Source organism: Alteromonas sp. CI.11.F.A3 (genome assembly GCF_032925565.1).
GTDB lineage: Bacteria > Pseudomonadota > Gammaproteobacteria > Enterobacterales > Alteromonadaceae > Alteromonas.
Genome location: NZ_CP136708.1, coordinates 2,682,666 through 2,705,312, shown reverse-complemented (window position 1 = coordinate 2,705,312; position 22,647 = coordinate 2,682,666). Strand labels below are relative to the sequence as shown.

18 protein-coding genes are annotated in these 22,647 nt (G+C 43.3%); 12 read left to right on the top strand and 6 right to left on the bottom strand.

Going from position 1 to position 22,647, the window contains the following annotated elements; translation table 11 throughout:
- Positions 1–33: 33 nt before the first annotated feature.
- Complete coding sequence (locus tag R1T43_RS11665; protein ID WP_211070827.1) at positions 34–1,683, bottom strand: electron transfer flavoprotein-ubiquinone oxidoreductase; 1,650 nt, start codon at positions 1,681–1,683, stop codon at positions 34–36.
- Between the two features lie 365 nt (positions 1,684–2,048).
- Here R1T43_RS11665 and R1T43_RS11660 point away from each other — a divergent pair, with 365 nt between their 5' ends.
- The gene (locus tag R1T43_RS11660; RefSeq protein WP_061997369.1) at positions 2,049–2,801 is read left to right on the top strand and encodes an electron transfer flavoprotein subunit beta/FixA family protein; all 753 of its coding nucleotides are present in this window, start codon (positions 2,049–2,051) and stop codon (positions 2,799–2,801) included.
- On the top strand, positions 2,798–3,724 hold the full coding sequence (locus tag R1T43_RS11655; protein ID WP_013784288.1) for an electron transfer flavoprotein subunit alpha/FixB family protein: 927 nt from the start codon (positions 2,798–2,800) through the stop codon (positions 3,722–3,724). The genes R1T43_RS11660 and R1T43_RS11655 overlap by 4 nt, the downstream gene beginning before the upstream one ends.
- Positions 3,725–3,819: 95 nt before the next feature.
- Here the strand turns inward: R1T43_RS11655 and R1T43_RS11650 are convergent, their stop codons facing one another.
- Positions 3,820–4,128 carry an isoamylase early set domain-containing protein gene (locus R1T43_RS11650; RefSeq protein WP_317349041.1) on the bottom strand — a complete coding sequence of 103 codons (309 nt, stop codon included), beginning with the start codon at positions 4,126–4,128 and terminating at the stop codon, positions 3,820–3,822.
- 361 nt (positions 4,129–4,489) lie between these two features.
- Between R1T43_RS11650 and R1T43_RS11645 the strand changes: the two genes are divergently transcribed.
- The 3 genes from R1T43_RS11645 to R1T43_RS11635 all read left to right on the top strand — a co-directional run bounded on the left by R1T43_RS11645 (position 4,490) and on the right by R1T43_RS11635 (position 9,467).
- Complete coding sequence (locus tag R1T43_RS11645) at positions 4,490–5,746, top strand: efflux RND transporter periplasmic adaptor subunit (protein ID WP_317349040.1); 1,257 nt, start codon at positions 4,490–4,492, stop codon at positions 5,744–5,746.
- On the top strand, positions 5,746–8,895 hold the full coding sequence (locus tag R1T43_RS11640) for an efflux RND transporter permease subunit (RefSeq protein WP_317349038.1): 3,150 nt from the start codon (positions 5,746–5,748) through the stop codon (positions 8,893–8,895). Before R1T43_RS11645 ends, R1T43_RS11640 begins: the two co-directional genes overlap by 1 nt.
- A 146-nt stretch (positions 8,896–9,041) precedes the next feature.
- Positions 9,042–9,467, top strand: a complete 426-nt coding sequence (locus R1T43_RS11635) for a hypothetical protein (RefSeq protein WP_211070832.1) — start codon at positions 9,042–9,044, stop codon at positions 9,465–9,467.
- 320 nt (positions 9,468–9,787) lie between these two features.
- On the opposite strand, the gene R1T43_RS11630 is transcribed toward R1T43_RS11635, so the two are convergent.
- Both R1T43_RS11630 and R1T43_RS11625 read right to left on the bottom strand, forming a co-directional pair.
- Positions 9,788–12,037: a TonB-dependent receptor gene (locus tag R1T43_RS11630; protein WP_317349034.1), complete on the bottom strand. Its 2,250-nt coding sequence runs from the start codon at positions 12,035–12,037 to the stop codon at positions 9,788–9,790.
- A 122-nt stretch (positions 12,038–12,159) separates the two neighbouring features.
- Positions 12,160–13,149, bottom strand: coding sequence for a GlxA family transcriptional regulator (locus R1T43_RS11625; RefSeq protein ID WP_317349031.1), 990 nt, complete (start codon positions 13,147–13,149; stop codon positions 12,160–12,162).
- Between the two features lie 138 nt (positions 13,150–13,287).
- Between R1T43_RS11625 and R1T43_RS11620 the strand changes: the two genes are divergently transcribed.
- The 4 genes from R1T43_RS11620 (at position 13,288) to R1T43_RS11605 (ending at position 17,239) form a co-directional block, all read left to right on the top strand.
- On the top strand, positions 13,288–15,090 hold the full coding sequence (locus R1T43_RS11620; protein WP_317349029.1) for an acyl-CoA dehydrogenase: 1,803 nt from the start codon (positions 13,288–13,290) through the stop codon (positions 15,088–15,090).
- Positions 15,091–15,165: 75 nt separating this feature from the next.
- Positions 15,166–15,930 (top strand): glucose 1-dehydrogenase, encoded by a 765-nt coding sequence (locus tag R1T43_RS11615; RefSeq protein WP_317349028.1) that lies wholly within the window; start codon positions 15,166–15,168, stop codon positions 15,928–15,930.
- A gap of 76 nt (positions 15,931–16,006) precedes the next feature.
- Positions 16,007–16,768, top strand: coding sequence for an SDR family oxidoreductase (locus R1T43_RS11610; protein ID WP_317349025.1), 762 nt, complete (start codon positions 16,007–16,009; stop codon positions 16,766–16,768).
- 21 nt (positions 16,769–16,789) lie between these two features.
- Entirely contained in the window at positions 16,790–17,239 is a 450-nt protein-coding gene (locus tag R1T43_RS11605; protein WP_013784278.1) for a YaiI/YqxD family protein, read from the top strand.
- Between the two features lie 165 nt (positions 17,240–17,404).
- On the opposite strand, the gene R1T43_RS11600 is transcribed toward R1T43_RS11605, so the two are convergent.
- A complete protein-coding gene (locus tag R1T43_RS11600; RefSeq protein WP_211070837.1) occupies positions 17,405–18,595 on the bottom strand; it encodes an aromatic amino acid transaminase in 1,191 nt (396 codons plus the stop codon).
- Between the two features lie 207 nt (positions 18,596–18,802).
- Positions 18,803–19,567, bottom strand: coding sequence for an NRDE family protein (locus R1T43_RS11595; RefSeq protein WP_317355791.1), 765 nt, complete (start codon positions 19,565–19,567; stop codon positions 18,803–18,805).
- A gap of 136 nt (positions 19,568–19,703) precedes the next feature.
- Here R1T43_RS11595 and R1T43_RS11590 point away from each other — a divergent pair, with 136 nt between their 5' ends.
- The 3 genes from R1T43_RS11590 (at position 19,704) to R1T43_RS11580 (ending at position 22,606) form a co-directional block, all read left to right on the top strand.
- Positions 19,704–20,309, top strand: coding sequence for a 1-acyl-sn-glycerol-3-phosphate acyltransferase (locus R1T43_RS11590; protein ID WP_317349021.1), 606 nt, complete (start codon positions 19,704–19,706; stop codon positions 20,307–20,309).
- A gap of 19 nt (positions 20,310–20,328) precedes the next feature.
- On the top strand, positions 20,329–21,582 hold the full coding sequence (locus R1T43_RS11585) for a cystathionine gamma-synthase family protein (protein WP_317349019.1): 1,254 nt from the start codon (positions 20,329–20,331) through the stop codon (positions 21,580–21,582).
- A 415-nt stretch (positions 21,583–21,997) separates the two neighbouring features.
- Positions 21,998–22,606, top strand: coding sequence for an FMN-dependent NADH-azoreductase (locus R1T43_RS11580; RefSeq protein WP_211070840.1), 609 nt, complete (start codon positions 21,998–22,000; stop codon positions 22,604–22,606).
- Positions 22,607–22,647: the final 41 nt, after the last annotated feature.

Genomic DNA, 22,647 nt, shown 5'->3' with positions numbered 1-22,647 from the left:
GCTTTTTAATTTTTTAAGATAAATGGCTTTAAATTACATGTTCGGGTAATTTGGACCACCGGCTCCTTCAGGCACAACCCAACGAATATTTTGTGAAGGATCTTTAATATCGCAGGTTTTACAATGCACGCAGTTTTGCGCATTAATTTGAAAACGTTTAGACCCTTCCTCTTCAATTATTTCGTAAACGCCGGCAGGACAATAGCGCTGCGCAGGTTCTGCGTATTTAGGGAAGTTCACTTCTAAAGGAATAGAGGCATCTTTTAATTGTAAATGACAAGGTTGTTCTTCTTCATGATTGGTATTTGATAAAAATACCGAAGAAAGTTTATCAAAACTTAAAACGCCATCCGGTTTAGGATAGGCAATTTCTTTTGCATCAGCAGCCAAATCAAGTTGAGCATAATCTTTATGTTCGTCTTTCATGGTGAAAAACAAATTACCATTAAAGAAGTTCTGCTCTAGGGTATTAAATGCGCCACCCCAGAAATTACCTAATTTATGAATAGCCGGTCCGAAATTACGTGAACGGAATAATTCATCATATACCCACGAATTTTTAAATTTATCGGTATAGCTAGTTAATTCACTTTCAGGTGCCTCGGCATCTTTCGCTAATGCTTCAATAATAGATTCAGCAGCCAACATGCCTGATTTCATGGCTGTATGGTTGCCTTTAATTTTAGCAAAGTTAAGTGTCCCTGCTTCACAACCTACTAATATGCCACCCGGGAATGTCATTTTAGGCAAAGAATTAAAGCCACCTTTTGCAATAGCACGGGCTCCGTAAGAAACACGCTTCCCGCCTTCCAAATATTGTTTAAATACAGGGTGGTGCTTTAATTGTTGGAATTCATCAAACGGGCTCAAGTATGGGTTGCTGTAGTTCAAATCAACAATAAGACCGACAAATACCTGATTATCTTCTGCGTGGTACAGGTAGCTACCGCCAGTTGCGTCGTTTAGCGGCCAACCAGCACTGTGCACTACTAATCCAGGTTGATGCTTAGCAGGGTCAATATCCCAAATTTCTTTAAAGCCTATTGCGTAATGTTGAGGCGAGGCGTCTTTATCAAGCGAAAAGTGCTCGATAAGGTCTTTACCTAAATGCCCACGGCAACCTTCTGCAAATACCGTGTATTTCGCACGAAGTTCCATGCCCGGCATATAGCCATCTTTTGGTTGTCCATCAGCGCCAACGCCCATATCGCCAGTTAAAACGCCGCCAACACTGCCGTCGTCATTATAAATGACCTCTGAAGCCGCAAAGCCTGGAAAGACTTCCACACCTAGTTGCTCTGCTTGTTCAGCTAACCAGCGACAGACATTACCCATCGACACAATATAGTTACCATCGTTATGCATGGTTTTAGGGGTAATTGCGTTTGGTAGGCGTTTTGATGATGATTCACTATTCAATAAATAAATATGATCTTCGGTCACTGGGGTGTTCAAAGGTGCGCCTTTTTCCTTCCAATCTGGAAAAAGTTCGTTCATTGCTCTAGGCTCAAATACCGCACCTGAGAGAATATGTGCACCCACTTCAGAGCCTTTTTCGACAACACAGACCATGAGTTCTTGGTTGTTTTCATTGGCAAGCTGCATAAGCTTGCAGGCGGTTGATAGTCCAGCTGGGCCGGCACCGACGATGACTACGTCAAACTCCATCGATTCTCGTTCCACGGGTGGCTCCTTATGTTCGGTTTTTTATAGTGCACTATTGATGAAACAAATAATGCGATGTGTCAAAAACATGTAAATTAATTGTCGCCCTGAAAGGTAATCTAGGTTGACGTTTACGTCAACAGTAAGTACATTGCAGGGAGTTTACGTTAACGTTAACTAGCAGCATAAATACTGTGCAAGTAAACGTGGTGTTAATGATATTTTGGGTCTAGCCTTTTGAAAATGTCTTCGCCACAACGCAAAGTTAGCGTAAAGCACATTGTTAAAGTTTCAGAATGCGTGGTGAAGTAACGCTGTTTCCTTAACCGCTTATTAGCATGGAATAGCAACATACACCGACGAACTCAACAATTGAGGTAAATATGAAAATACTCGTTCCGGTCAAACGCGCGATCGATTATAACGTTAAAGTAAGAGTGAAGGCCGATAACTCTGGCGTTGACCTTACTAACGCTAAAATGGCCATTAACCCTTTTTGTGAAATTGCTGTTGAAGAAGCAGTAAGACTAAAAGAAAAGGGAATAGCGACTGAAATCGTTGTGGTTTCTATTGGCGATAAAAGCTGCCAAGAACAAATTCGTACTGCGTTAGCACTAGGCGCCGACCGCGGTATTCAAATTGATACAGACCAAAACCTAGATTCTCTTCAAGTGGCTAAGCTGCTTGCTAAAGTTGTTGAAGAAGAACAACCTCAATTGGTGGTTTTAGGTAAACAAAGTATCGATTCAGACAATAACCAAACCGGACAAATGCTTGCTGCATTAACCGGTATGCCTCAAGGCACCTTTGCATCAGAAGTAGCGGTAGACGGAACAAGCGTTAACGTTACCCGTGAAGTTGATGGCGGTTTACAAACCGTTGCCTTAACGTTGCCAGCTGTTGTGACTACCGATTTACGTTTGAACGAACCTCGCTATGCTTCGCTGCCAAACATTATGAAAGCGAAACGTAAGCCGCTAGATGTTAAATCAGCTGCCGACTTCGGTGTGGCACTTGAATCTAACGTTAAAGTTCTCAAAGTAACGCCGCCACCTCAACGTGAAGGTGGAGTGAAAGTTGCGGATGTTGCTGAGTTGGTCGAAAAACTTAAGAATGAAGCAAAGGTGATCTCATGACAGTTCTTGTATATGCCGAGCACGACAATGCTAGCTTGAAGTCAGAAACTGCAAAAATGGTTCATGCTGCAGCGAAAATGGGTGGCGATATTCACGTGCTTGTAGCGGGTGAAGGTTGTCAGGCCGTTGCTGACAGTGCTGCGCAAATTGACGGTGTAAGCAAAGTATTGCTTATCGACAACGCAGTCTACAAATACCAGCTTGCCGAAAACGTCGCTGATCTTGTGTTATCACTTGCTGATGATTACAGCCATTTATTAGCCGCAGCTACTACCACAGGCAAGAACTTCATGCCTCGTGTTGCTGCACTTTTAGATGTTGCTCAAATTTCTGACATCATTGGTGTTGAAAGCGAAGATACCTTTATTAGACCTATTTACGCTGGTAACGCTATTGCGACAGTACAATCGTCTGATAGCAAAAAGGTGATCACTGTACGTGCCGCTTCTTTTGATGCTGCAACAACAGGCGGAAGCGCTGAAGTAACGACACTCGATGTGGTTAAAGAAAGCGAAAAGTCTAGCTTTGTGTCTGAAGAGCTTACCGAGTCTGAGCGCCCTGAGTTGACCGCCGCTGAAGTGGTTATCTCTGGTGGTCGTGGTATGCAAAACGGCGAAAACTTCAAGTTACTTGAAGGTATTGCTGACAAGCTTGGTGCTGCTATTGGTGCATCTCGTGCCGCAGTTGATGCGGGCTTCGTACCGAATGACATGCAGGTTGGCCAAACGGGTAAAATCGTTGCACCGCAGCTGTATATTGCCGTAGGTATTTCGGGTGCCATTCAGCATCTTGCCGGTATGAAAGACTCTAAAGTCATTGTTGCTATCAACAAAGACGAAGAAGCGCCTATTTTCCAGGTAGCGGATTACGGTCTTGTTGGCGATTTATTTGATGTGTTGCCTGAACTAGAAAACACACTATAAATACAATGCTTTTATAAATATCAAAAAAGGCTGCCTTTAAACGCAGCCTTTTTAATGCTCGTATTAACGGTTAGAAACCGCAGACGAGGGTAGTGTTAAACACGAACCACAGAATTATCTTCGCTTCCAATGGTAGAGGGGAGATAAGCATCGGCGGCCCAATCGTTTTCCCACATATCACCATCGAGTAAATAGCGAAATTGGTACTCGTGATCGGTTTCTAAATTGATCGTTAGCGTAAAATCGCCACTCTTTAGTTTTTTCATCGAGAGAGGTTGCTTGTCCCATTCGGTAAAGTCACCCACTAAGCTAGCCTCATCGGCATTTTTTGCTTCTTCAGCGGAAAGGCGGAATGTTACTTTACAAATGGGTTTAGATTTCAGGTATTGCTTTTTTAGGCTCATGACAGGTCATCCCTTTTAGCGTAACAAATTCGTTGTTGCATCGATAAGTGCAACTTTTCCTGCGAGTGTGCAGGTGTTTAAATAATCAACGATTATTACTCATTTAGCAATCTTACATTTTAATTCGATGCGGTTTTTTTTATATTACGATGAGTAGCGCAATAATTAGTTGAATAATTCACAATTTTTAACAAACGAAGACAAGCGCTTCACGTCGAAACACATTACACTAGAAACAATAAAAAAATAATAAATCACGTATAGCTTTAACCCATTGTTCGCCAGACACATTTCACTTATGCAAATAGGTGAGTCTCGATTCAAAGGTTATGTATTAGTACTACGTTTTACAGGGAAAATAATGAAAAACTCCATTTGGCTCAAAAGCGGTATACCTCTTATCATCATTCTGGTCGCGTTTGTTATTGCGGCAATTATGATTTCTTCACGTAAGCCGCCAGAGCAAATTCCCGTTGAAACGCAAGCCTTCCTTGTTGATGCCAAACCAATGGAATACCAACCTGTTAGCTTTGTGGTTGACTCTCAGGGCAATGTAGTGCCGCGCAACAAAACATCACTTAGCGCACAAGTAAGTGGCCGCGTAGTGAGTTTGTCCGATAAATTTATTGTTGGGGGCATGTTCCAAAAAGGGGATGTGTTAATCACCCTTGAACAAGATGACTACCGCACTGAAGTAAAGCTGGCCGAAGCCGAACTAGCGCAAGCACATGCTGCTCTTCAAGAAGAACTAGCAAGAGGCAAAGTAGCCGAGCAAGAATGGCGTTCAGTCAGCAGTGTAGTGCCGCCAGAGCTTGGCTTGCGTAAACCTCAATTAGCAAAAGAGCAGGCCAATGTTAAAGCCTCAGAGGCAAAACTAGAGCGTGCTAAACGTAATCTTGATCGTACCCAAATTAAAGCGCCGTACAATGGCATCGTGGTTGAGCGAAACATCGACTTAGGTCAATTTGTATCAGCAGGGGCCACAGTAAGCACCGTTTATTCAACTGACACCGCTGAGGTACGTTTACCTATCACCGATAAAGACTTGATGTTTGTTGATATTGGTAACCAATCAAGCAATCAATCTGATGTGACATTAAACGCCACGGTAGGCGGTAAAAATAGAACTTGGACTGGTAAGTTAGTTCGCTCTGAAGGCATTTTGGATTCAGGCAGTCGCGTGCTTTACGCCGTGGTTGAAGTTAAAGACCCTTATCAATTTAATGGTGGCGACAATGCGCCACTTCGCTTTGGCCAATTCGTTCAAGCCAAAATCGTTTCTCATCAAAAGCAAGACTTAACCGTATTGCCGCGCTCGATATTACGCCTCGATAACACAGTGCTAATTGTAAATGACAATCGTGAAATTGAAATTGTACCGGTAGACGTAGTGCGTACCACGGCAGAAGAAGCCTTCATTGGTAGTGGCTTAAACAGTGGCGCGTTAGTAGTAACCAGTGCGGTTCCGAATCCTTACAATGGCATGAAAGTAAGACTTCCAGGTGATGAGCCTGCCATGCCACCAGAAGCAGAGAACGATAAAGAGTCAGACACTGAAACAGTAGGCGTTAAAGACAATGCTACTGAAACCAGCCCTGCTTCTTCTGGGGGTAAGTAATGAGTCAAATTGATACGCAAAAAGGGTTAATCGCTTGGTTTGCGCGCAACAATGTTGCCGCAAACCTGTTGATGTGGTTGTTAATTGTTGGCGGGCTATTTGGTGCCTTTAGTATTCAAAAGCAAGTTTTCCCTAGTTTTGAAATAGACATCATTAACGTTCGCGTACCGTACTTGGGTGCTGCGCCTCAAGAAGTAGAAGAGGGCGTAATTCTCAAGATAGAAGAGTCGATTAAGAACTTAGAAGGCATTAAACAAGTCACTTCTACTGCGGTAGAGGGGATGGGTACGGTGAGCATTCAAGTTGAAGAAGATTACGATATCCAATCTTTACTTGATGAAGTGAAGGTGCAAGTTGATGCCATACCTCTTTTTCCAGCCGATACAGAAAAGCCAGTTATCTATCGCCAAAAGATTCAGCAAGATGTTATTTGGATATCTGTGTTTGGCGATGCCAGTGAACGTGAACTGAAAGAGTTTGCAAAAGACATTCGCGATGATGTTGCAAACCTTCCTGGTATTTCGAGCGTGCAAGTTGTTGGTGCCAGGGATTACGAAATTTCGGTTGAACTGTCTGAGGTCGACTTACAAAAATATAACCTGACCTTTGCCGACGCCGTAAGTCGTTTAAGTCAGTCGAGTATCGATTTACCTGGTGGTTCTATTCGAACAGAAAATGGCGATATTCTGCTTAGAACCAAAGGGCAGGCTTACACGGGTTGGGATTTCTCTCAAATAGTGTTGGTTACCAATGCTGATGGTACACGGGTAACGTTAGGCGATGTTGCTTATATAAATGATGGTTTTATTGAGAACAACCAATATGCATTATTCGATGGAAAGCCAGCGGTTAGCCTTCGTGTGCAAGCGGTGGGTGATCAAAATGCATTAGAGATATCAGAACAAGTAAACGGCTACATTGACGAGAAAAAGAATGACTTTCCAGCCCATATTTCCGCCGACACATGGGGAGATAGTTCGTTTTATCTAGCGGATAGATTAAACATGATGCTAGAAAATATGTTCTTTGGTGGTTTATTGGTGTTCTTAGTACTGTCGTTGTTTTTAAGAATAAAGCTGGCGTTCTGGGTTATTGTTGGCTTGCCTGTTTGCTTTTTGGGTACGTTATTGGTTATGCCTATCGATATGCTTGGTGTGTCTATCAACATGCTGAGCTTATTTGCCTTTATTCTGGTACTTGGAATAGTGGTGGACGATGCCATCATAATGGGGGAATCGGCCTATTCCGAAATTGATCAAAAAGGGCACAGCACCGAAAATGTCATTGCAGGTGTTAAGAAAGTGGCTATGCCAGCCACCTTTGGGGTGCTTACTACCATAGCGGCATTCTCTCCTATGCTAATGGTATCTGGTCCCTTTGGTGTCATTTGGAAAACCATTGGGCTAGTGGTGATCATTTGCTTGGTGTTTTCACTCATCGAGTCGAAGCTTATTTTGCCTGCACATTTAGTGCACATGAAGCTAAAGCCTTACGACCCAGCAAAGGCTAACAAACTGCAAAAGTTCAGAGACTTTTTCAGTGAAGGTATTAAGCGTTTTATACACAATGTTTACGCCCCATTTCTAGAAAAGACAATACGCAATCGCTACACCACGGTATCCGTTTTCTTGGCCATGCTAATTCTTACTATTGGTTTATTTGGCGGCGGCATTGTTCGATTTGTTTTCTTCCCCAGTATTCCTAGCGACTTCATGTTTGCAAGTTTTGAGCTAGAGCCCGGCTCTTCGTTAAAACAACGAGACGAAGTGCTTACGGCTTTACGTGAAGGCATGATGCGAATGGATGAAAAGGTGCGTGACGATACCGGAGAAGGTGTAATCAAACACTCTATGGCGTTTGATAACGGTGACTTGGGTGGGGAGGTGTTTGCCGAACTGACCAAAGGTGAAACTCGTACCATGGCCGATTATGAAATTCATCAGCTGTGGCGTGACGAAATGTCTGAAATACCAGGCGTTAAGACGTTTAGTATTGGCGCCCCTGGTGGCCCAGGTGGTGGTGCTGATCTTAGCTTCGAATTTAGTTCTGGTGATATTAGGTCGTTAAGAGCCGTAAGTGATGAACTAAAAAGCATCTTGTCCGGTTACGATGGCGTAACTGACATTAACGATACCTTCTCAGGTGGTAGTGAAGAGATTCAATTAGCATTGAAACCTCAAGCCGATGCATTAGGTATTACGCTACAACAACTTGGGCAGCAAGTACGTTTTGGCTTTTACGGTGCTGAAGTACAGCGTATTCAACGTGACGATGAAGAAATCAAAGTCATGGTGCGTTACCCAAGAGCAGAGCGTAGTTCAGTTGAGCATTTAGAAAATATGCGTATTCGTGCGCCGAACGGCCAAGAGATACCTTTCCAGCAAGTGGCTAGCTTTACCGTGGGTGAAGGCTTTGATTCTATCATTCGTGTAGATGGCAGCCGCTCTGTTACGGTAACTGCTGTGGTAGATAAGGCATTAATGGATCCGTCTGAAATTACAGGTGAGGTTATCGACTCTGTCATGCCTGATTTGTTAGCACGCTACCCTAAAGTTGATTTCCAGTTACAAGGAAACGCAAAAGAACAAGCTGATGCAATGATGAGTTTGGCGCAGGGCTTATTGTTTGCCTTATTTGCGATTTACGCGCTGTTGGCGATCCCTCTTAAATCTTATAGCCAACCGTTTATCATCATGTCAGTTATACCTTTCGGTGTGGTGGGTGCCATTATCGGGCACTTAGTATTAGGCATGGCGGTAAGTGTACTGTCGATTTGCGGCATTATTGCGTTATCAGGTGTAGTGGTTAATGACAGCTTGATTATGGTGGACTTTGTTAACCGTGCCCGCCAAGAAGGCCATTCATTAATGCGCGCTGCCATTAGTGCAGGTACGCAGCGTTTCCGCGCGATTATATTAACGTCGTTAACTACTTTTATGGGGTTAATGCCAATAGTATTCGAGCGAAGCCTACAGGCACAAATTGTTATTCCTATGGCCATTTCATTGGCTTTCGGCATTTTGTTTGCAACGGTTATTACCTTGCTACTAGTACCAGCCTTGTACCTAATATTGAACGATATTAAAAATGTATTCAAAGGTAGAAAGCATATTGAATCAGTGGGTTCTGCATCGATAGAGCAGCAGTAACACCGGCTAATAAATAGAAAAATTCCCGTCTAGTTCGCGAAACGGATTATAAAAACACCGCATTGGTTCGCCAATGCGGTGTTTTTGTTTGCATTTTGTACGATTAGTTATATACTGTATAAATGAACAGTATATAGGTGAACGCGATGACTACAGGTGTTAAAGCAGTTGATCAACTTATTGAAAAGTTCGGAATATTATCTTCGCCAGGGCAAGATAAGTTCCAGCGCTTAACGCATTTATTTGGTGGTGATAAACGAGCTGACTCGTTGCCTTTTTGTATGTATCAAAAAGTGATGGGCGCGCCTGTATCTCGTCGATTCACAATCCACCACTTTTATCTGCCCTACAAAAACTGCAAATTAGCCAGTTTCATGTTTAATGAAAAAGGCGAATTAATAGAGCAGGTTTATTTTACCAAGATGTCTCGTATGGTGAATGTTTGCCGAAAGTTGCAGCGTCTTCTTTTGGAAGAAAAGGGCGTACATGAAAAGGCATCCCAAGGAATGCTACAGCAGGACAGGCAACAAAAAGACAGAGAATGGGCGCAGAGCGCGCAATTTGCGGCCTAATCACTTGTGTAGCTAAAGTGTGTAGCTAAAGTGTAGAGTTAAGGCGTAAATGACTTAAGGTAAGTGTCACTAAGTCACTAGTAACGGCCAAACGTGCTAACTGCCGAAATAAAAGATAAAGCGAAAGCCAAAACTAAAGGTAAAAGTTAATAGAGAAAAGCCAAAGGCATAAGCTAAAAATAGAAGAACAAAAAAGCGAAGGGTCGTTAAAACGACACCTTCGCTTTTTTATGTTTATCATTCTTAAATGCAGTACTTGATAAGGCTAAAAATAGAAGTGCAGACCTGATCTGCACTTTCAACCTAAATCAAGGTAGTGCTTAGTAGAAAGAGTACTTAACTTCAACACCAAGAATACGTGGCTCGTTAACGATACCGGTTAGGTTGTTAAAGTCGATAGCGCCTTTAACGTTATCTTCATCGGTAATGTTACGGCCGAACAAGGCTACTGTGTAGTTATGCTCAAAGTTTTCGTAACCTATACGCAAGCCACCTTCAAAGTTGTCGTCTGTTTGGAACTCTACAGACTCATATAAGAAGATGTTAGTTTCACCTTGGAATGCCCAATCGGTAAATACGAAGAACTCGCCGTTATCGCCCATAGGCACAGTGTAGCGTGCGGTAAAGTTAAAGATTGACTCTGGTGCTTGTGGGAACGGGTTACCGTCAACAATGTAGTTACCATCATCTGCTACGGGATCAGTAATGGTACACGAACCACAACCGCCAATCGTCAATGTGTCATCTTTAATTTCTGTATGGTTGTAGCTGTAGCCAGCTGTGAACGTTAGTTCATCTGTTGCTAACCATTGAGAGTCAATTTCAAAACCATAGGCTTCGCCTTCATCGGCATTAACCAATGCAGTAAAGTTGTTACCACCGCCAATGGCTGACAATTGCATATCGTCAACTGTGTAGTAGAACGCTGCACCGTTAAGGCGAAGTGTTCCATCTAGCAAATCAGATTTAAAACCAACTTCATAAGAGTTAATAGTTTCAGCGTCAGCCACAGATGGTGAGCTTTCAAACGCTACATCGCGACCTTGAATAGTTTGAGCACGGAAACCATTTGAGTAGCGAGCGTATGCAGACATATCGTCTGTGATACGGTAATTAGCGCTAAGTTCAAAACTGGTTTGTCCATCGTCAACGTTAATCGGTTCGTAGTCTTGCACGCTAGCTGCGCCAATAACTACGGCGAAGCCATCTACGTTTTGATCGCCAACAATCAATGATTTTTCGTCATGGGTATAACGAAGACCACCGGTAATATTTAGCTTCTCGTTAACTTGGTAAGAAGTCTGGCCAAATACTGCCCATGTTCTGTTTTCATGGAAAACGGTGGTTGCACCGTAAAAACCGTCTACACTCGTTACGTTGAAAGACGCATCATAATAGAATGTGCCTAACTGCCAGTTCATTGCGTCAGTGGTGTTGCTTGATAAACGGAATTCCTGCGTATATTGCTCAAGGTCGTCTAGATTGTCTTGAGTAACGGCAGAGAATGGAATGAATCCAGGGCCTGATGTGCCATCAGCATTGTTGAAACCACCATCAATGTCACCAAGACTTGAACCGTCAGCGGTTTCCATTGCTGAGATTGATGTGAAAGTGACATCATCCATGTCGTATTCAAGTTTTAGTGAAGCGCCGAAACCGTCATATTCTTGAGGGTTATTGTCTGCACCGTTACCGTCGATATCTCCATCATAATAAATGGTATCGCGGTCGTAATTTGCGTTTAAGTTATTGCTACCAACATCAAAAACGTTAGCGCGGAAAATTGAAGCTGTGCCATCTAATTCTCTGCCGTGAACATTTAATAAAGCTGAGAAATCATCTGACGGCTCCCAAAGAAGCTGTAAACGGTATGCTTTCTCATCAAAGCCGCCAATTGCATCGTTTTCACCGGTAAAAGCATTGTCGATGTAATCATCACGCTCTTGCGATAACAATGATAAACGGGCTGATAGCTCATCAGTTAAACCGCCACTAATAGCACCTTCAAAGTTCATGGTGCCGTAAGAACCAAAACCGGCCTTAGCGTAACCTTCTAAATCTTGTGTAGGTTTTACTGTATCGAACTTAATGATACCGGCTGTCGTGTTACGTCCAAACAAGGTTCCTTGTGGGCCACGTAATACTTCAACTTGTTGAACATCAAAAAGTGGGAAGCTTTTCAGTACCACATTTTCCATTACCACTTCATCCATGATAATAGAAACAGGTTGTGAGGCAGCCAAGTCAAAGTCAGTGTTACCTAGGCCACGAATATAAAAACGGGGTGCTACGCGACCATTTGACGATTCAGCATAAAGACCAGGCACGCGAACGGCCAATGCTAGAATATCTTCACCACCTGAAAACAAGCTTTCAAATTTCTCACCACTTAGGGTCGCTACAGAAATAGGCACTTCCTGTATTGACTGGGTGCGTTTTTGAGCGGTTACGGTAATTTGTTCAAGCGCAGTTTCTTTCTTTTGTATTGTTTCTGCTTCTTGAGCAACGATAGAAGTACTGAACGCTGCACTAACTGCAAGCGCCAGTGAGGCAAGTTTATGTGTTCTCATGTGTCCACCAAGAGTTTTAAATTATACTTTTATAGTGTTTTTTGGTACAGAAAAAGCGGTCTGTACGCGGCGTGGCATTTTACACAAACTAGGTAACAAAAACTTATCTTTGTTGTAAATAATTATTTTCTTATGAACTTGGCGCGGTATTGTGAAGGTGATAAACCCGTATTTTTTTTGAAAAGCCGAGTGAAAGAACTGAGGTCTTCGTAACCCACACTATTCACAATTGATTCAAGAGGAGACATAGACGTTTCTAAAATTTTTCGTGCTTGTTCTAACCGTAAACCTTGTAAATATTGGATAGGCGTTATTGCACAGGCTTGCTTGAAACGCCTTATTAATGTGCGCTCAGTCATATTATGTTCGTGGGCAACAAGTTTCAGCGTGAGACGTTTTGTAAAATGTACTTCCAAGTAATTTTGCACTGCTAACACATCTTTATCTTGGTGAAATTTATGCTGACGACTACTGGCATACACGGTTTGATTTGGCCTAGAAAAGTCGAGTACGTGAGATTTAGCAGTATCACTTGCTACTTGATGACCGCAATACCGTTCTATAAGCAAAATTGCTAAATCTATCCACGCCATGCCGCCACCTGCACAAAAAATAGCATCTTGTTCAGTTACCATCTTTTCAGACTGTAGATTTACATTGGGGTAGTGAGAGCGGAACTTATCGGCATAGCCCCAATGAGTAGTAGCAATTTTGTCATTAAGTAACCCTGATTCTGCTAATAAAAAAGTCCCCGTGCAGTTACCGGCAATATCCGCGCCCTGTTTTTGTAGCCGTTTAATGTGCACAAGTTGATTAGCGTTTTCTTGTAAAACGGTATCTATATCGCCGCCAATAGTAGGGATCAGCAAAATATGGGTGTCAGTGACATCTTCAATAGCAATGTTAGGGGTCAGTAGTAACTGGTTAGTACAGTGAAAAGGTTTGCCATGAAAACTGGCCAACTGCACTTTAAATTTAGGGGTGGTGGGTTGGTTATGAATCCGTTGCCAGCTAATCCCAGCAAATGCGAATACATCGAGTGCCCCAGTAATGGCAGAAGCCAGTGCTTGGTCAAATCCTAAAACGGTAACGACAAAAGGTGGTTTATTCATAAAAATAATACAGTTTATTAGATACGATAACTAACAGTGATTGTTGGCGTAAATGACCATGATTGTGTCATAAATGACAATAATGGCATGATAACGAATATGACACAATGCATTAACAATTTGCTCATGGACTTTATTATGGCTGATCAACTTATTCCCCGTCGGGAAATGCAATTCCAACTTTACGAAGTATTAAATACACAGTCTTTGTGTGAAAAGGCCCGTTTTGAGGAACATAACGTTGAAACGTTTAATGCCGTTATTGATATGGCAGAGAAAATGGCTGAAGAGCTGTTTCTACCTCATAACGCTATTGCCGATAAAGATGAGCCAACTTTCGATGGCAAAAAAGTCACCATGATAGGTGAGGTTAAAAAAGCCTTTGATACTTATCGTGAGTCGGGCTTTATTGCAGGTCACTTCGATTACGAAGATGGCGGAATGCAGTTACCCGTTACCATTATGAATGCATGTGCGGGTTATTTCTTAGCCGCGAACCCTTCCACCACTGCGTATCCTTTTCTTACTGCTGCCGCCGCAAATGTGGTGAAGCATTTTGCCAACGAAGAAACCAAGCAAGCCTTTTTGCCTAAAATGCTCACAGGTGACTTTACCGGCACTATGGCATTAACGGAGCCTCATGCCGGTTCTGGACTAGCAGATATTCGCACTTCGGCGACCCTTAATGAAGATGGTACATATCGCGTGAAGGGCAGTAAGCTTTATATTTCTGCCGGCGAACATGAATTATCAGACAACATTGTTCATTTGGTATTAGCGAAAATACCTGGCGGCCCTGCGGGCGTAAAAGGTATTTCGTTATTTGTTGTTCCTAAATACCGTTTAGATGAAAACGGTAACCCAGGCCCACGTAACGACGTTACGCTAGCTGGCCTAATACATAAAATGGGTTATCGCGGAACCACTTCTACCGCGCTTACGTTTGGTGAGAACTGTGATTGTCATGGTTACCTAGTGGGTGAGCCGCACCAAGGCTTGCGTTATATGTTTATGATGATGAACGAGGCGCGTATTGGTGTAGGTTACGGTGCTGCTATGATTGGTTATCGCGGCTATCGCTATTCTCTTGAGTATGCAAAAGACAGAACCCAAGGCCGTGCAGCGCCAAAATTAGCCCCAGAAGATGAGGCTACGCCAATTATTAACCATGGTGACGTGCGTCGCATGTTGCTAGCGCAAAAGTCGTACTGTGAAGGCGGCATGGCACTATGTTTATACGGCAGTACCTTAATTGATGCGTTAGAAACGGAAGAAGACACCGCGAAACGTACCGAAATTTCCCAGTTACTCGAGCTACTTACCCCAGTATTTAAAGCGTGGCCTTCTGAATTTGGCCCTAAAGCTAACGACTTAGCCATTCAAATTCTAGGTGGCGCAGGCTATACCCGTGAATACCCCGTAGAACAGTGCTGGCGTGATAACCGTTTGAACCCTATTCATGAAGGAACAAACGGTATTCAAGCATTGGATTTGCTAGGCCGTAAATTATGGCAAAGCGAAGGAAAAGGGCTTCAAGTATTACTGGCCCGTGTTTCTCACGACATGAAAGCGGCTACCACACCGCGAGCTCAACTGTTAGCGGCGAAACTTAAACCTTATCTTGACCAACTTGGCGGGCTCATTCAGCAAGCGGCTGGTGACTTACGCTCAGACAAACAAGCCGTGTTACTGACCAACGCAAGCTGCTTTTTGAATATATTCTCTGCTTGCGTAGTGAGTTGGATATGGTTACGCCAGGCGAATGTTGCCGAGCAAGCATTGGTTAACGGCGCAAGTGGTCAAGACAGCGATTTCTATGAAGGAAAAATGGCAGCCGCTGAATACTTCCTTAATTGGGAATTACCGTTAGTAAAACGCGATATAGAAGTCATTACGTCACAAGAACCAACCTGTGAAAATGTGAAAGCCAGTTATTTTTAATAACGGCTTAAAGGACATAACAATGACAAATCAACAACGGCAAATAGCATCAAACATTAAGGTAGGGCAATAACAATGGTGGCATCAAACGTAGAAGGGAAACATATCCTTATTACCGGTGGCGGTTCAGGTATTGGCGCGGCTTCGGCCAAAACCTTGTGTGAGCGCGGGGCATTGGTCGGTGTTGCCGATTTGAATATAGATGCTGCTGAAGCTTTAGTGCATGAGCTCAAAGAAACGGGCGGTAATGCCTATGCAGTAAAGGTGGATGTGACCGAGCCTGCAGAAGTGAATGCCATGTTTGAAGCGGCGTTTTCACAGCAAGCTAAGCTCGATGTAATCATCAATAACGCAGGTATAGACCATTTTCCAGCACCCCTTACTGAAGTAGACGATGCCATGTTCATGAAGAACATTCAGGTGAATCTTGCGGGCGTGTGGTATTGCATGAAAAATGCGCTTAAACATATGACGGTCAATGGTGGTGGTCATATCATCAACATTGCGTCGGTGGCTGGCTTACGCTCAGCGCCTATGATCAGTGCTTATAGTGCATCTAAACACGGTGTTATTGGCCTAACTAAATCGGCAGCGGTGGAATATGCTCGAGCCAATATTCGCATCAATGCGGTGTGTCCAAGCTTTGTTGATACGCCGATGGTGCAGGGCGTGTTGTCTAAATTAGACGAGCGCGGCCAAAAAGCTATGGTGGGTGCAAACCCCATGAAGCGTCTAGGTAAACCTGAAGAAATAGCGAATGCGATAGCATGGTTGTGTAGTGACGAGTCTTCATTCATGACAGGGCAATCGGTAGTACTTGATGGCGGCATGCTGGCCTAATCACTCAATTTCTTTCGTTGGATAAAATTATTGCGTTTGAAAAAAAGCGTGACAGATTTAAAAAGGGAAAACTATTATGAAAAACTTATTCGATTTAACTGGCAAGGTTGCGTTAGTAACAGGTGCTAGCCGCGGTATTGGTGAATCAATCGCTCGCTTGTTAGCGCAATATGGCGCACACGTTATCGTTTCTAGTCGTAAAATTGATGGCTGTGAAGCGGTTGCCTCGTCAATTCGCGATGCAGGTGGTAAAGCAACAGCACTTGCATGCCATGTTGGCGAGATGGAGCAAATTACGAACGCATTTGCTGCGATTAAAAGCGACTTCGGTAAGCTAGATATTTTAGTGAACAATGCCGCAGCTAACCCGTACTTTGGGCATATCCTAGATACCGATTTAGGCGCTTACGATAAGACAGTAGATGTGAACATTCGTGGTTACTTCTTTATGTCTATTGAAGCGGGCAAAATGATGAAAGAGCAGGGCGGCGGTGTCATTCTAAATACGGCGTCAGTTAACGGGGTAACACCTGGCGATATGCAGGGTATTTACTCTATTACGAAAGCTGCAGTTATTAGCATGACAAAATCGTTCGCGAAAGAATGTGGTAGTCTAAATATCCGTGTTAATGCGTTATTACCTGGATTAACCGATACCAAGTTTGCTTCTGCATTGACTTCAAACGATCAAATTTTGAAGCATGCGCTTAAAGTGATCCCACTAGGTCGTGTTGCTGATCCTGACGAAATGGCAGGTACAGTATTGTACTTAGTGTCTGATGCATCTAGCTACACCACAGGCACGACAGTTGTAGTTGATGGTGGTATGCTAGCGTAAAAACGCTAACGAGATTTTACCATGCATATATGGGTTGACGCAGATGCGTGTCCCAGTGTGATTAAAGACATTCTTTTTAAGGCAGCTCGACGTACCGGCCTGCCTTTGTCTTTAGTTGCTAATCATTCTATGTCTGTACCACCAGATAAACACATTACCCTTACTATCGTGCCCTCTGGTTTTGATGCAGCAGATGATTACATTGTTGAAAAGATAGAAGCCGGTGATTTGGTGATAACCGGAGATATTCCATTGGCAGCTGATATTTTGGCTAAGAATGCCAAAGCTATGAATACCCGAGGCGATGAGTACGACAAGTCGTCCATCCGCGCCGCGCTTACCATGCGAGATTTTATGGATACCATGCGTTCAAGCGGTGAACATACGGGTGGGCCTAAAGCGTTCTCTCAGCGTGATAAACAGAACTTCGCCAATGCGTTAGATAGAATGATTACCGCAGGCACGCGCTAGCCTTTATAATTTCAAGCGGGACGAACTAAGTGAGCCGAGTTAAACACGGTGTTTCTTAGGAGATAGGCAAACATTTTATACAAACAAAAAGGGCTGCGTTTTTACGCAGCCCTTTTGCATTTATGAGGTAAAGCTTACAGTACTGACTCTTATAATACCGAGTTCTTATAATACTGAAACTAAGGCTTTCGCTAGTGTTTCAACGTTCTCTGAGTTAATACCCGCAATGTTCACGCGGCTAGAGTCAACGAAGTAAACACTGTGCTTTTCACGCACTTCACGTACTTGCTCTGGAGTAATACATAAGAACGAGAACATGCCTTTCTGATCGTTTACGAAGCTGAAATCTTTGGGCGAACCATTGTCGTGTAGATTCTTAACCAGCATGGCACGTAGAGACTTCATGCGGTTACGCATTTCGTCTACTTCATTTACCCATTCTTGGTTAAGCGATTCGTCAGACAAGATAATATCAACCAAGGCACCGCCGTAGCTAGGTGGCATAGAATAAATACCACGAGCAATAGATTGAATTTGGCCTTGAGCAATCTTGCGAGTGTTAGTATCAGCAGTAATGATGGCAGCAAGACCAACACGCTCACGGTATAAACCGAAGTTTTTAGAGCAAGACGCTGCAACAATTACTTCTGGTAGGTTTTCTACCAATAGACGAAGGCCATATGCATCTTCATCTAAGCCTTCACCGAAACCTAAGTAAGCAACGTCAATGAAAGGTAGGAACTCACGCTCTTTAGCAACCGCGAGTACTTCGTCCCACTGTGCATTCGTTAAATCTGCACCCGTTGGGTTGTGGCAGCAACCGTGAAGTAACACGATATCGCCTTTTTCAACACCGCGAAGGGTATCCATCATGGCATCGAAGCGAATGCTAGCTGACGCTTTATCGAAGTACGGGTAGGTTTCAATTTTAAGACCAGCCGATCCAATTAATGGAATGTGGTTAGCCCATGTTGGGTCGCTTACCCATACTTTAGCGTTCTCGTTACAACGAACCAGTAATTCTGAAAGAATGCGAAGCGCACCACACCCGCCTGGTGCTTGAACCGCGGCAACACGGTCAGCAAGCAATACAGGGCTGCTCTTGCCTAAAAGCAAAGTAAGCATATTGTCGATGTAACCCTGATTACCTTGCGGGGTAATATAAGTTTTGCTGGTTTCGCGTTCTAACAACAGTTGTTGCGCTTTCGCTACGCTAGTAAGAATAGGGGTATTACCTTGCTCATCTTTATAAACACCGACACCTAAGTCGATTTTATGAGAATTTAAATCTTCACGATAAGCAGCTGACAAACCAAGTATTGGGTCTGGGGCGAGATGGGGTAATACTTCAAACACGATATTTCCTCGTTGCAATGCAAAAAATAGCAGGCACGCATTATGCCACCGATGGTAGAAAAAACGACCCTTTATAGTAGAAAATATGTCATTAAATCGGTATTTGTGGTGTAAAACGAAATACACATCACAAAATCCGTGTCAGTTAATACGCTTCATACGCGCTTTCACTTGCACCCAAGTGTGTAGTGGCGGGCAGAATACTACTTAACCAATGGTAAAATGTTGGTTACCTACCACGTCACCGCGCGCATTAAAGGTACGTTCATACCAATGTATTCGCTGGTGGCTATCGACAAGAAGCAGGGTAGAAGTACGAGTACCATATTCTGGTGATTGGATAAAAATAGACGACAAACGTTTTTCCCATTCATACCCAATGCCTGTATTGGGCAGTGCATGATCAGATGCTTTGTCTTCGTCTTTTAAAATCGCGAAAAGTGCCTCAGTATCAAGCTGGTTATTTTGGCTCACGTAATCGGTTAACGACGCTATTCCCTTGGTGACTTTTGGCCAAGGTGTCGTTAAGTTCGCATTGGATAATCCATAAACACCCTGGGTTAACCTAGCGTGGGTGTCTTCGAAGTTGTTGTATACCGCGAGTGATTTTACATCGCCATAAACCAGATTGTAACCGTTATACTGGTGCCGGTTTGCACGTAATGCTTCTAGGTAGGTGGGCTGTTTCATTGCCTCATCGACAAGCCAATCTGCTACTAACCCGCCGCGAGAAATAGCATCAGTTTTAATCGTTTCTGGGGCTCTAATATTGGTTAATGCGGCCACTTTCCCGTTACGCGTAACGCCCGTCCATGTGCCATTTGCTTGCAAATCACGGCCTGCAAGCACATGTGAGTAATTTTCCCAAAACCCAGACGCAGCAGTGGGTCTAGCGTGAAATTCATCTCTATTTGCTGCAATAACTAAAGGGAATTCCTGACTTTGGTCTACTGCAATAAACAATATGCACATATACACATTTACTCGCTGACTGTTGTGAATAATGAACACTGTAACCGCATTCAATCTCACGTAAAGGTGGTGGATTGCCGCTAACTTTTTTATGCTTACCCGCTAAAACGTAGTAAGTAGTAAGAGAATAACAAGAATGAAAAAAACGATTCATCATCAATTAGTGGGCAATAAGTTACCACGCAAATGGCCGCATTGGCTAAGCGCCTGCGGCAGTTTTATTTTAACTAAACGAGGCTGGCGAGTGGAAGGCGAACTCATTAACGATAAAAAAGTGATATTAGCGGTAGCGCCACACACCTCAAACTGGGATTTTTTTATTGGCATACTGGTGGTATTTGCACTTCGCATTAACATTAACTTTTTTGGCAAGCACACCATTTTCACGCCCCCTTTAGGTTATATCGTTAGGAAGCTTGGCGGCATACCCATTGAGCGGAGTAAAGCACATGGGGTGGTGAATAATATTGTACGTCAGATACAACAAAGCGAAGAAGTAGTATTGGCCCTGGCTCCCGAAGGAACACGAAAAGGCGTATTCCCTTGGAAAACCGGTTTTATGTATATTGCTAAAGAGGCCAATATTCCCATTCAGCTGCTAGGGCTTGATTACGCCACGAAAACCGTTGTACTTGGCCCAATTATTGACCAAATCGACGATATTGAAGAACAAATGCAAACTATTTATGCGTTTTATGCTAACGTTTGCGCCCATTATCCAAAAAACTGTATAACCAGCTAACGTAACGGAGCGTTCACCCGTGTCAAAACAGGGATTTACAACCCGGCAGGTTCACGCAGATCGTTTGCTCAATACTCCAGAGCATGGCGGCGTGCATACCAGCACTTCTAATTCTGTACTTTTCGAATTTTCTGATGCCCAAGGTATCATTGATGCTTTTCAGGGCAAACGTGCAGCTCACGTCTATTCGCGCTCATCATCTCCGTCGGTTGCCGCATTGCAAAATATGCTTAACGACCTTGAGGGCGGCTTAGGGGCGTTGTGCTTCTCAACAGGTATGTCTGCCATTAGCAGTACCTTGTTTTCGCTTTTAAAAGCGGGCGATCATCTTATCGTTAGCCAATATCTGTTTGGGAATACGCGAAGCTTCTTCGATACACTTGCCGATTATGGCGTACAGATTACCTTTGCTGATGTAACGGATATCCAAAACGTTAAAGAAGCGTATTTGCCGAATACGAAAGGGGTCTATACTGAAACGGTAGCTAACCCGGTCACCCAAGTTGCCGACCTACGTGCTATCGGTCAGTATTGCGAAGAGCGTAATATCTTGTTTATGGTAGATAACACCATGACACCGCCACCGCTTTTTTATGCTAAAGAATTAAAAGCCTCGCTAATATTTTGCTCACTGACTAAATACATTTCTGGTCACGGTAATGTGTTGGGCGGTGCTGTTATTGATACCGGCCTGTTCAATTGGAAAGGCTTTGGAAACATTAAAAGCGCTTACCAAGTTGCCGATGAAGCCCAATGGGGTTTAACCCAAATTAAGAAAAAAGGGTTACGAGATTTAGGCGCCACACTGGCCCCTCAGTCTGCAACCGCTATCGCGTTAGGTATGGAAACGTTAAGTTTGCGCCTTAGTAGAGCGTGTGAGAATTCACAGAAACTTGCGATGTTTTTAGACAACCACCCCAAAGTAAAACACGTATTTTACCCTGGGCTGGCAAGTCACCCGCAGCACTTTATGGCGCGAGAGCAGTTAAAAAGAGGCTATGGGGCTATTCTTAGCTTTACCCTTATTGATGATATTGACCCAGTTCAATTCTTAAATGCCCTAGAGTTGGTAATTTGCGCTACGCACTTAGGTGATAACCGTACGCTGGCATTGCCTGTTGCTCCAACGATTTACTTTGAAAATACAGCAGAAGAGCGTGAAGCCATGGGCGTTTCAGATACCATGATAAGAATATCGGTAGGTATTGAAGATACCGACGATCTTATTAATGATTTCACGAATGCCTTTGACCGCAAATACGCAGCAGAATAAATTGTCGGTTTCATTGATTTAACGTTAATTTCACTTTTTGTTCGTCATCGGAGCAGTAACGAACAAAAAGTGGTGTTACTATCAATTTTGCAAGAAGTAGCTTGGTCCTTTTCATCGCATTAATTCTCTTAGTTGTGTTGTGGCAAACTCGATTGATTCTGGGTTAGCAGTGAGAGGATCAGCTTCTTGCCCCTTCTTTCCCTTTCTCACCCTTTAAATTCTGCCAGTCGTGCTCTGTTTAATTTACCGTTTTGAATTCTTGCTAGTGATTTTTACGTTTGAGCTTTTACGTTAGTGCATTCTATAATACGGGCCATTCATCAATTAAATTCGAACGATAAGCGGGTATTTTCCTAATATATATTCGATTTAAAGTCTCTTATTATTTACACACTAAATTAATAGGAGAAATGTAATGACGTCTATTCTTGTTGTGTATTCAAGCCTTAATGGCGAAAACAGTAAATCAACCGAGCTTGCTGACTATTACCTTCAGTCACTTGAGGGCGACGAAACATCGGTAACAAAAGTTGATGTAGCAGAACTTGCGTTGGCACATTTAACGGGTGAAGAAATGCAAGCGTGGATGACAGACGCTAGCGAGCGCACTTCATCACAAAAGAGTTTAGCCGCGATTTCCGATGATCTTGTAGCACAACTTCAAGCGGCAGACGAAATTGTACTGGCCGTTCCTATGTACAACTTTGGTATTCCTTCATCACTTAAAGCCTATTTCGACCGTATTGCACGGGCGGGTATTACCTTTAAATACACGGAAACTGGGCCGGTAGGCTTGCTTGAAGGCAAGCAGGCGAAGGTGTTTGCTAGTCGAGGCGGCGTTTACGAAGGCGGCGACTACGATACACAAACACCATACTTAACTCATTTTTTAAATTTCATCGGTATTACTGATGTGAAATTTGTTTATGCAGAAGGACTTAGCATGGGTGAAGACAGTGCTAATGAAAGTATCGCTAATGCGAAGGCTAAAATAATTGAACTAACCCAAAAAAACGCTGACTAAATCTATGCAGTTAGCAAAACGCAATGAGTGCGTTTGAGCTA

What these genes read in the sequence shown, in the direction of transcription:
- R1T43_RS11660 (WP_061997369.1), top strand. Translation starts at nt 2,049, where the DNA reads ATGAAAATACTCGTTCCGGTCAAACGCGCGATCGATTATAACGTTAAA.
- R1T43_RS11655 (WP_013784288.1), top strand. Translation starts at nt 2,798, where the DNA reads ATGACAGTTCTTGTATATGCCGAGCACGACAATGCTAGCTTGAAGTCA.
- R1T43_RS11650 (WP_317349041.1), bottom strand. Translation starts at nt 4,128, where the DNA reads ATGAGCCTAAAAAAGCAATACCTGAAATCTAAACCCATTTGTAAAGTA.
- R1T43_RS11645 (WP_317349040.1), top strand. Translation starts at nt 4,490, where the DNA reads ATGAAAAACTCCATTTGGCTCAAAAGCGGTATACCTCTTATCATCATT.
- R1T43_RS11640 (WP_317349038.1), top strand. Translation starts at nt 5,746, where the DNA reads ATGAGTCAAATTGATACGCAAAAAGGGTTAATCGCTTGGTTTGCGCGC.
- R1T43_RS11635 (WP_211070832.1), top strand. Translation starts at nt 9,042, where the DNA reads ATGACTACAGGTGTTAAAGCAGTTGATCAACTTATTGAAAAGTTCGGA.
- R1T43_RS11630 (WP_317349034.1), bottom strand. Translation starts at nt 12,037, where the DNA reads ATGAGAACACATAAACTTGCCTCACTGGCGCTTGCAGTTAGTGCAGCG.
- R1T43_RS11625 (WP_317349031.1), bottom strand. Translation starts at nt 13,149, where the DNA reads ATGAATAAACCACCTTTTGTCGTTACCGTTTTAGGATTTGACCAAGCA.
- R1T43_RS11620 (WP_317349029.1), top strand. Translation starts at nt 13,288, where the DNA reads ATGGCTGATCAACTTATTCCCCGTCGGGAAATGCAATTCCAACTTTAC.
- R1T43_RS11615 (WP_317349028.1), top strand. Translation starts at nt 15,166, where the DNA reads ATGGTGGCATCAAACGTAGAAGGGAAACATATCCTTATTACCGGTGGC.
- R1T43_RS11610 (WP_317349025.1), top strand. Translation starts at nt 16,007, where the DNA reads ATGAAAAACTTATTCGATTTAACTGGCAAGGTTGCGTTAGTAACAGGT.
- R1T43_RS11605 (WP_013784278.1), top strand. Translation starts at nt 16,790, where the DNA reads ATGCATATATGGGTTGACGCAGATGCGTGTCCCAGTGTGATTAAAGAC.
- R1T43_RS11595 (WP_317355791.1), bottom strand. Translation starts at nt 19,567, where the DNA reads ATGTGCATATTGTTTATTGCAGTAGACCAAAGTCAGGAATTCCCTTTA.
- R1T43_RS11590 (WP_317349021.1), top strand. Translation starts at nt 19,704, where the DNA reads ATGAAAAAAACGATTCATCATCAATTAGTGGGCAATAAGTTACCACGC.
- R1T43_RS11580 (WP_211070840.1), top strand. Translation starts at nt 21,998, where the DNA reads ATGACGTCTATTCTTGTTGTGTATTCAAGCCTTAATGGCGAAAACAGT.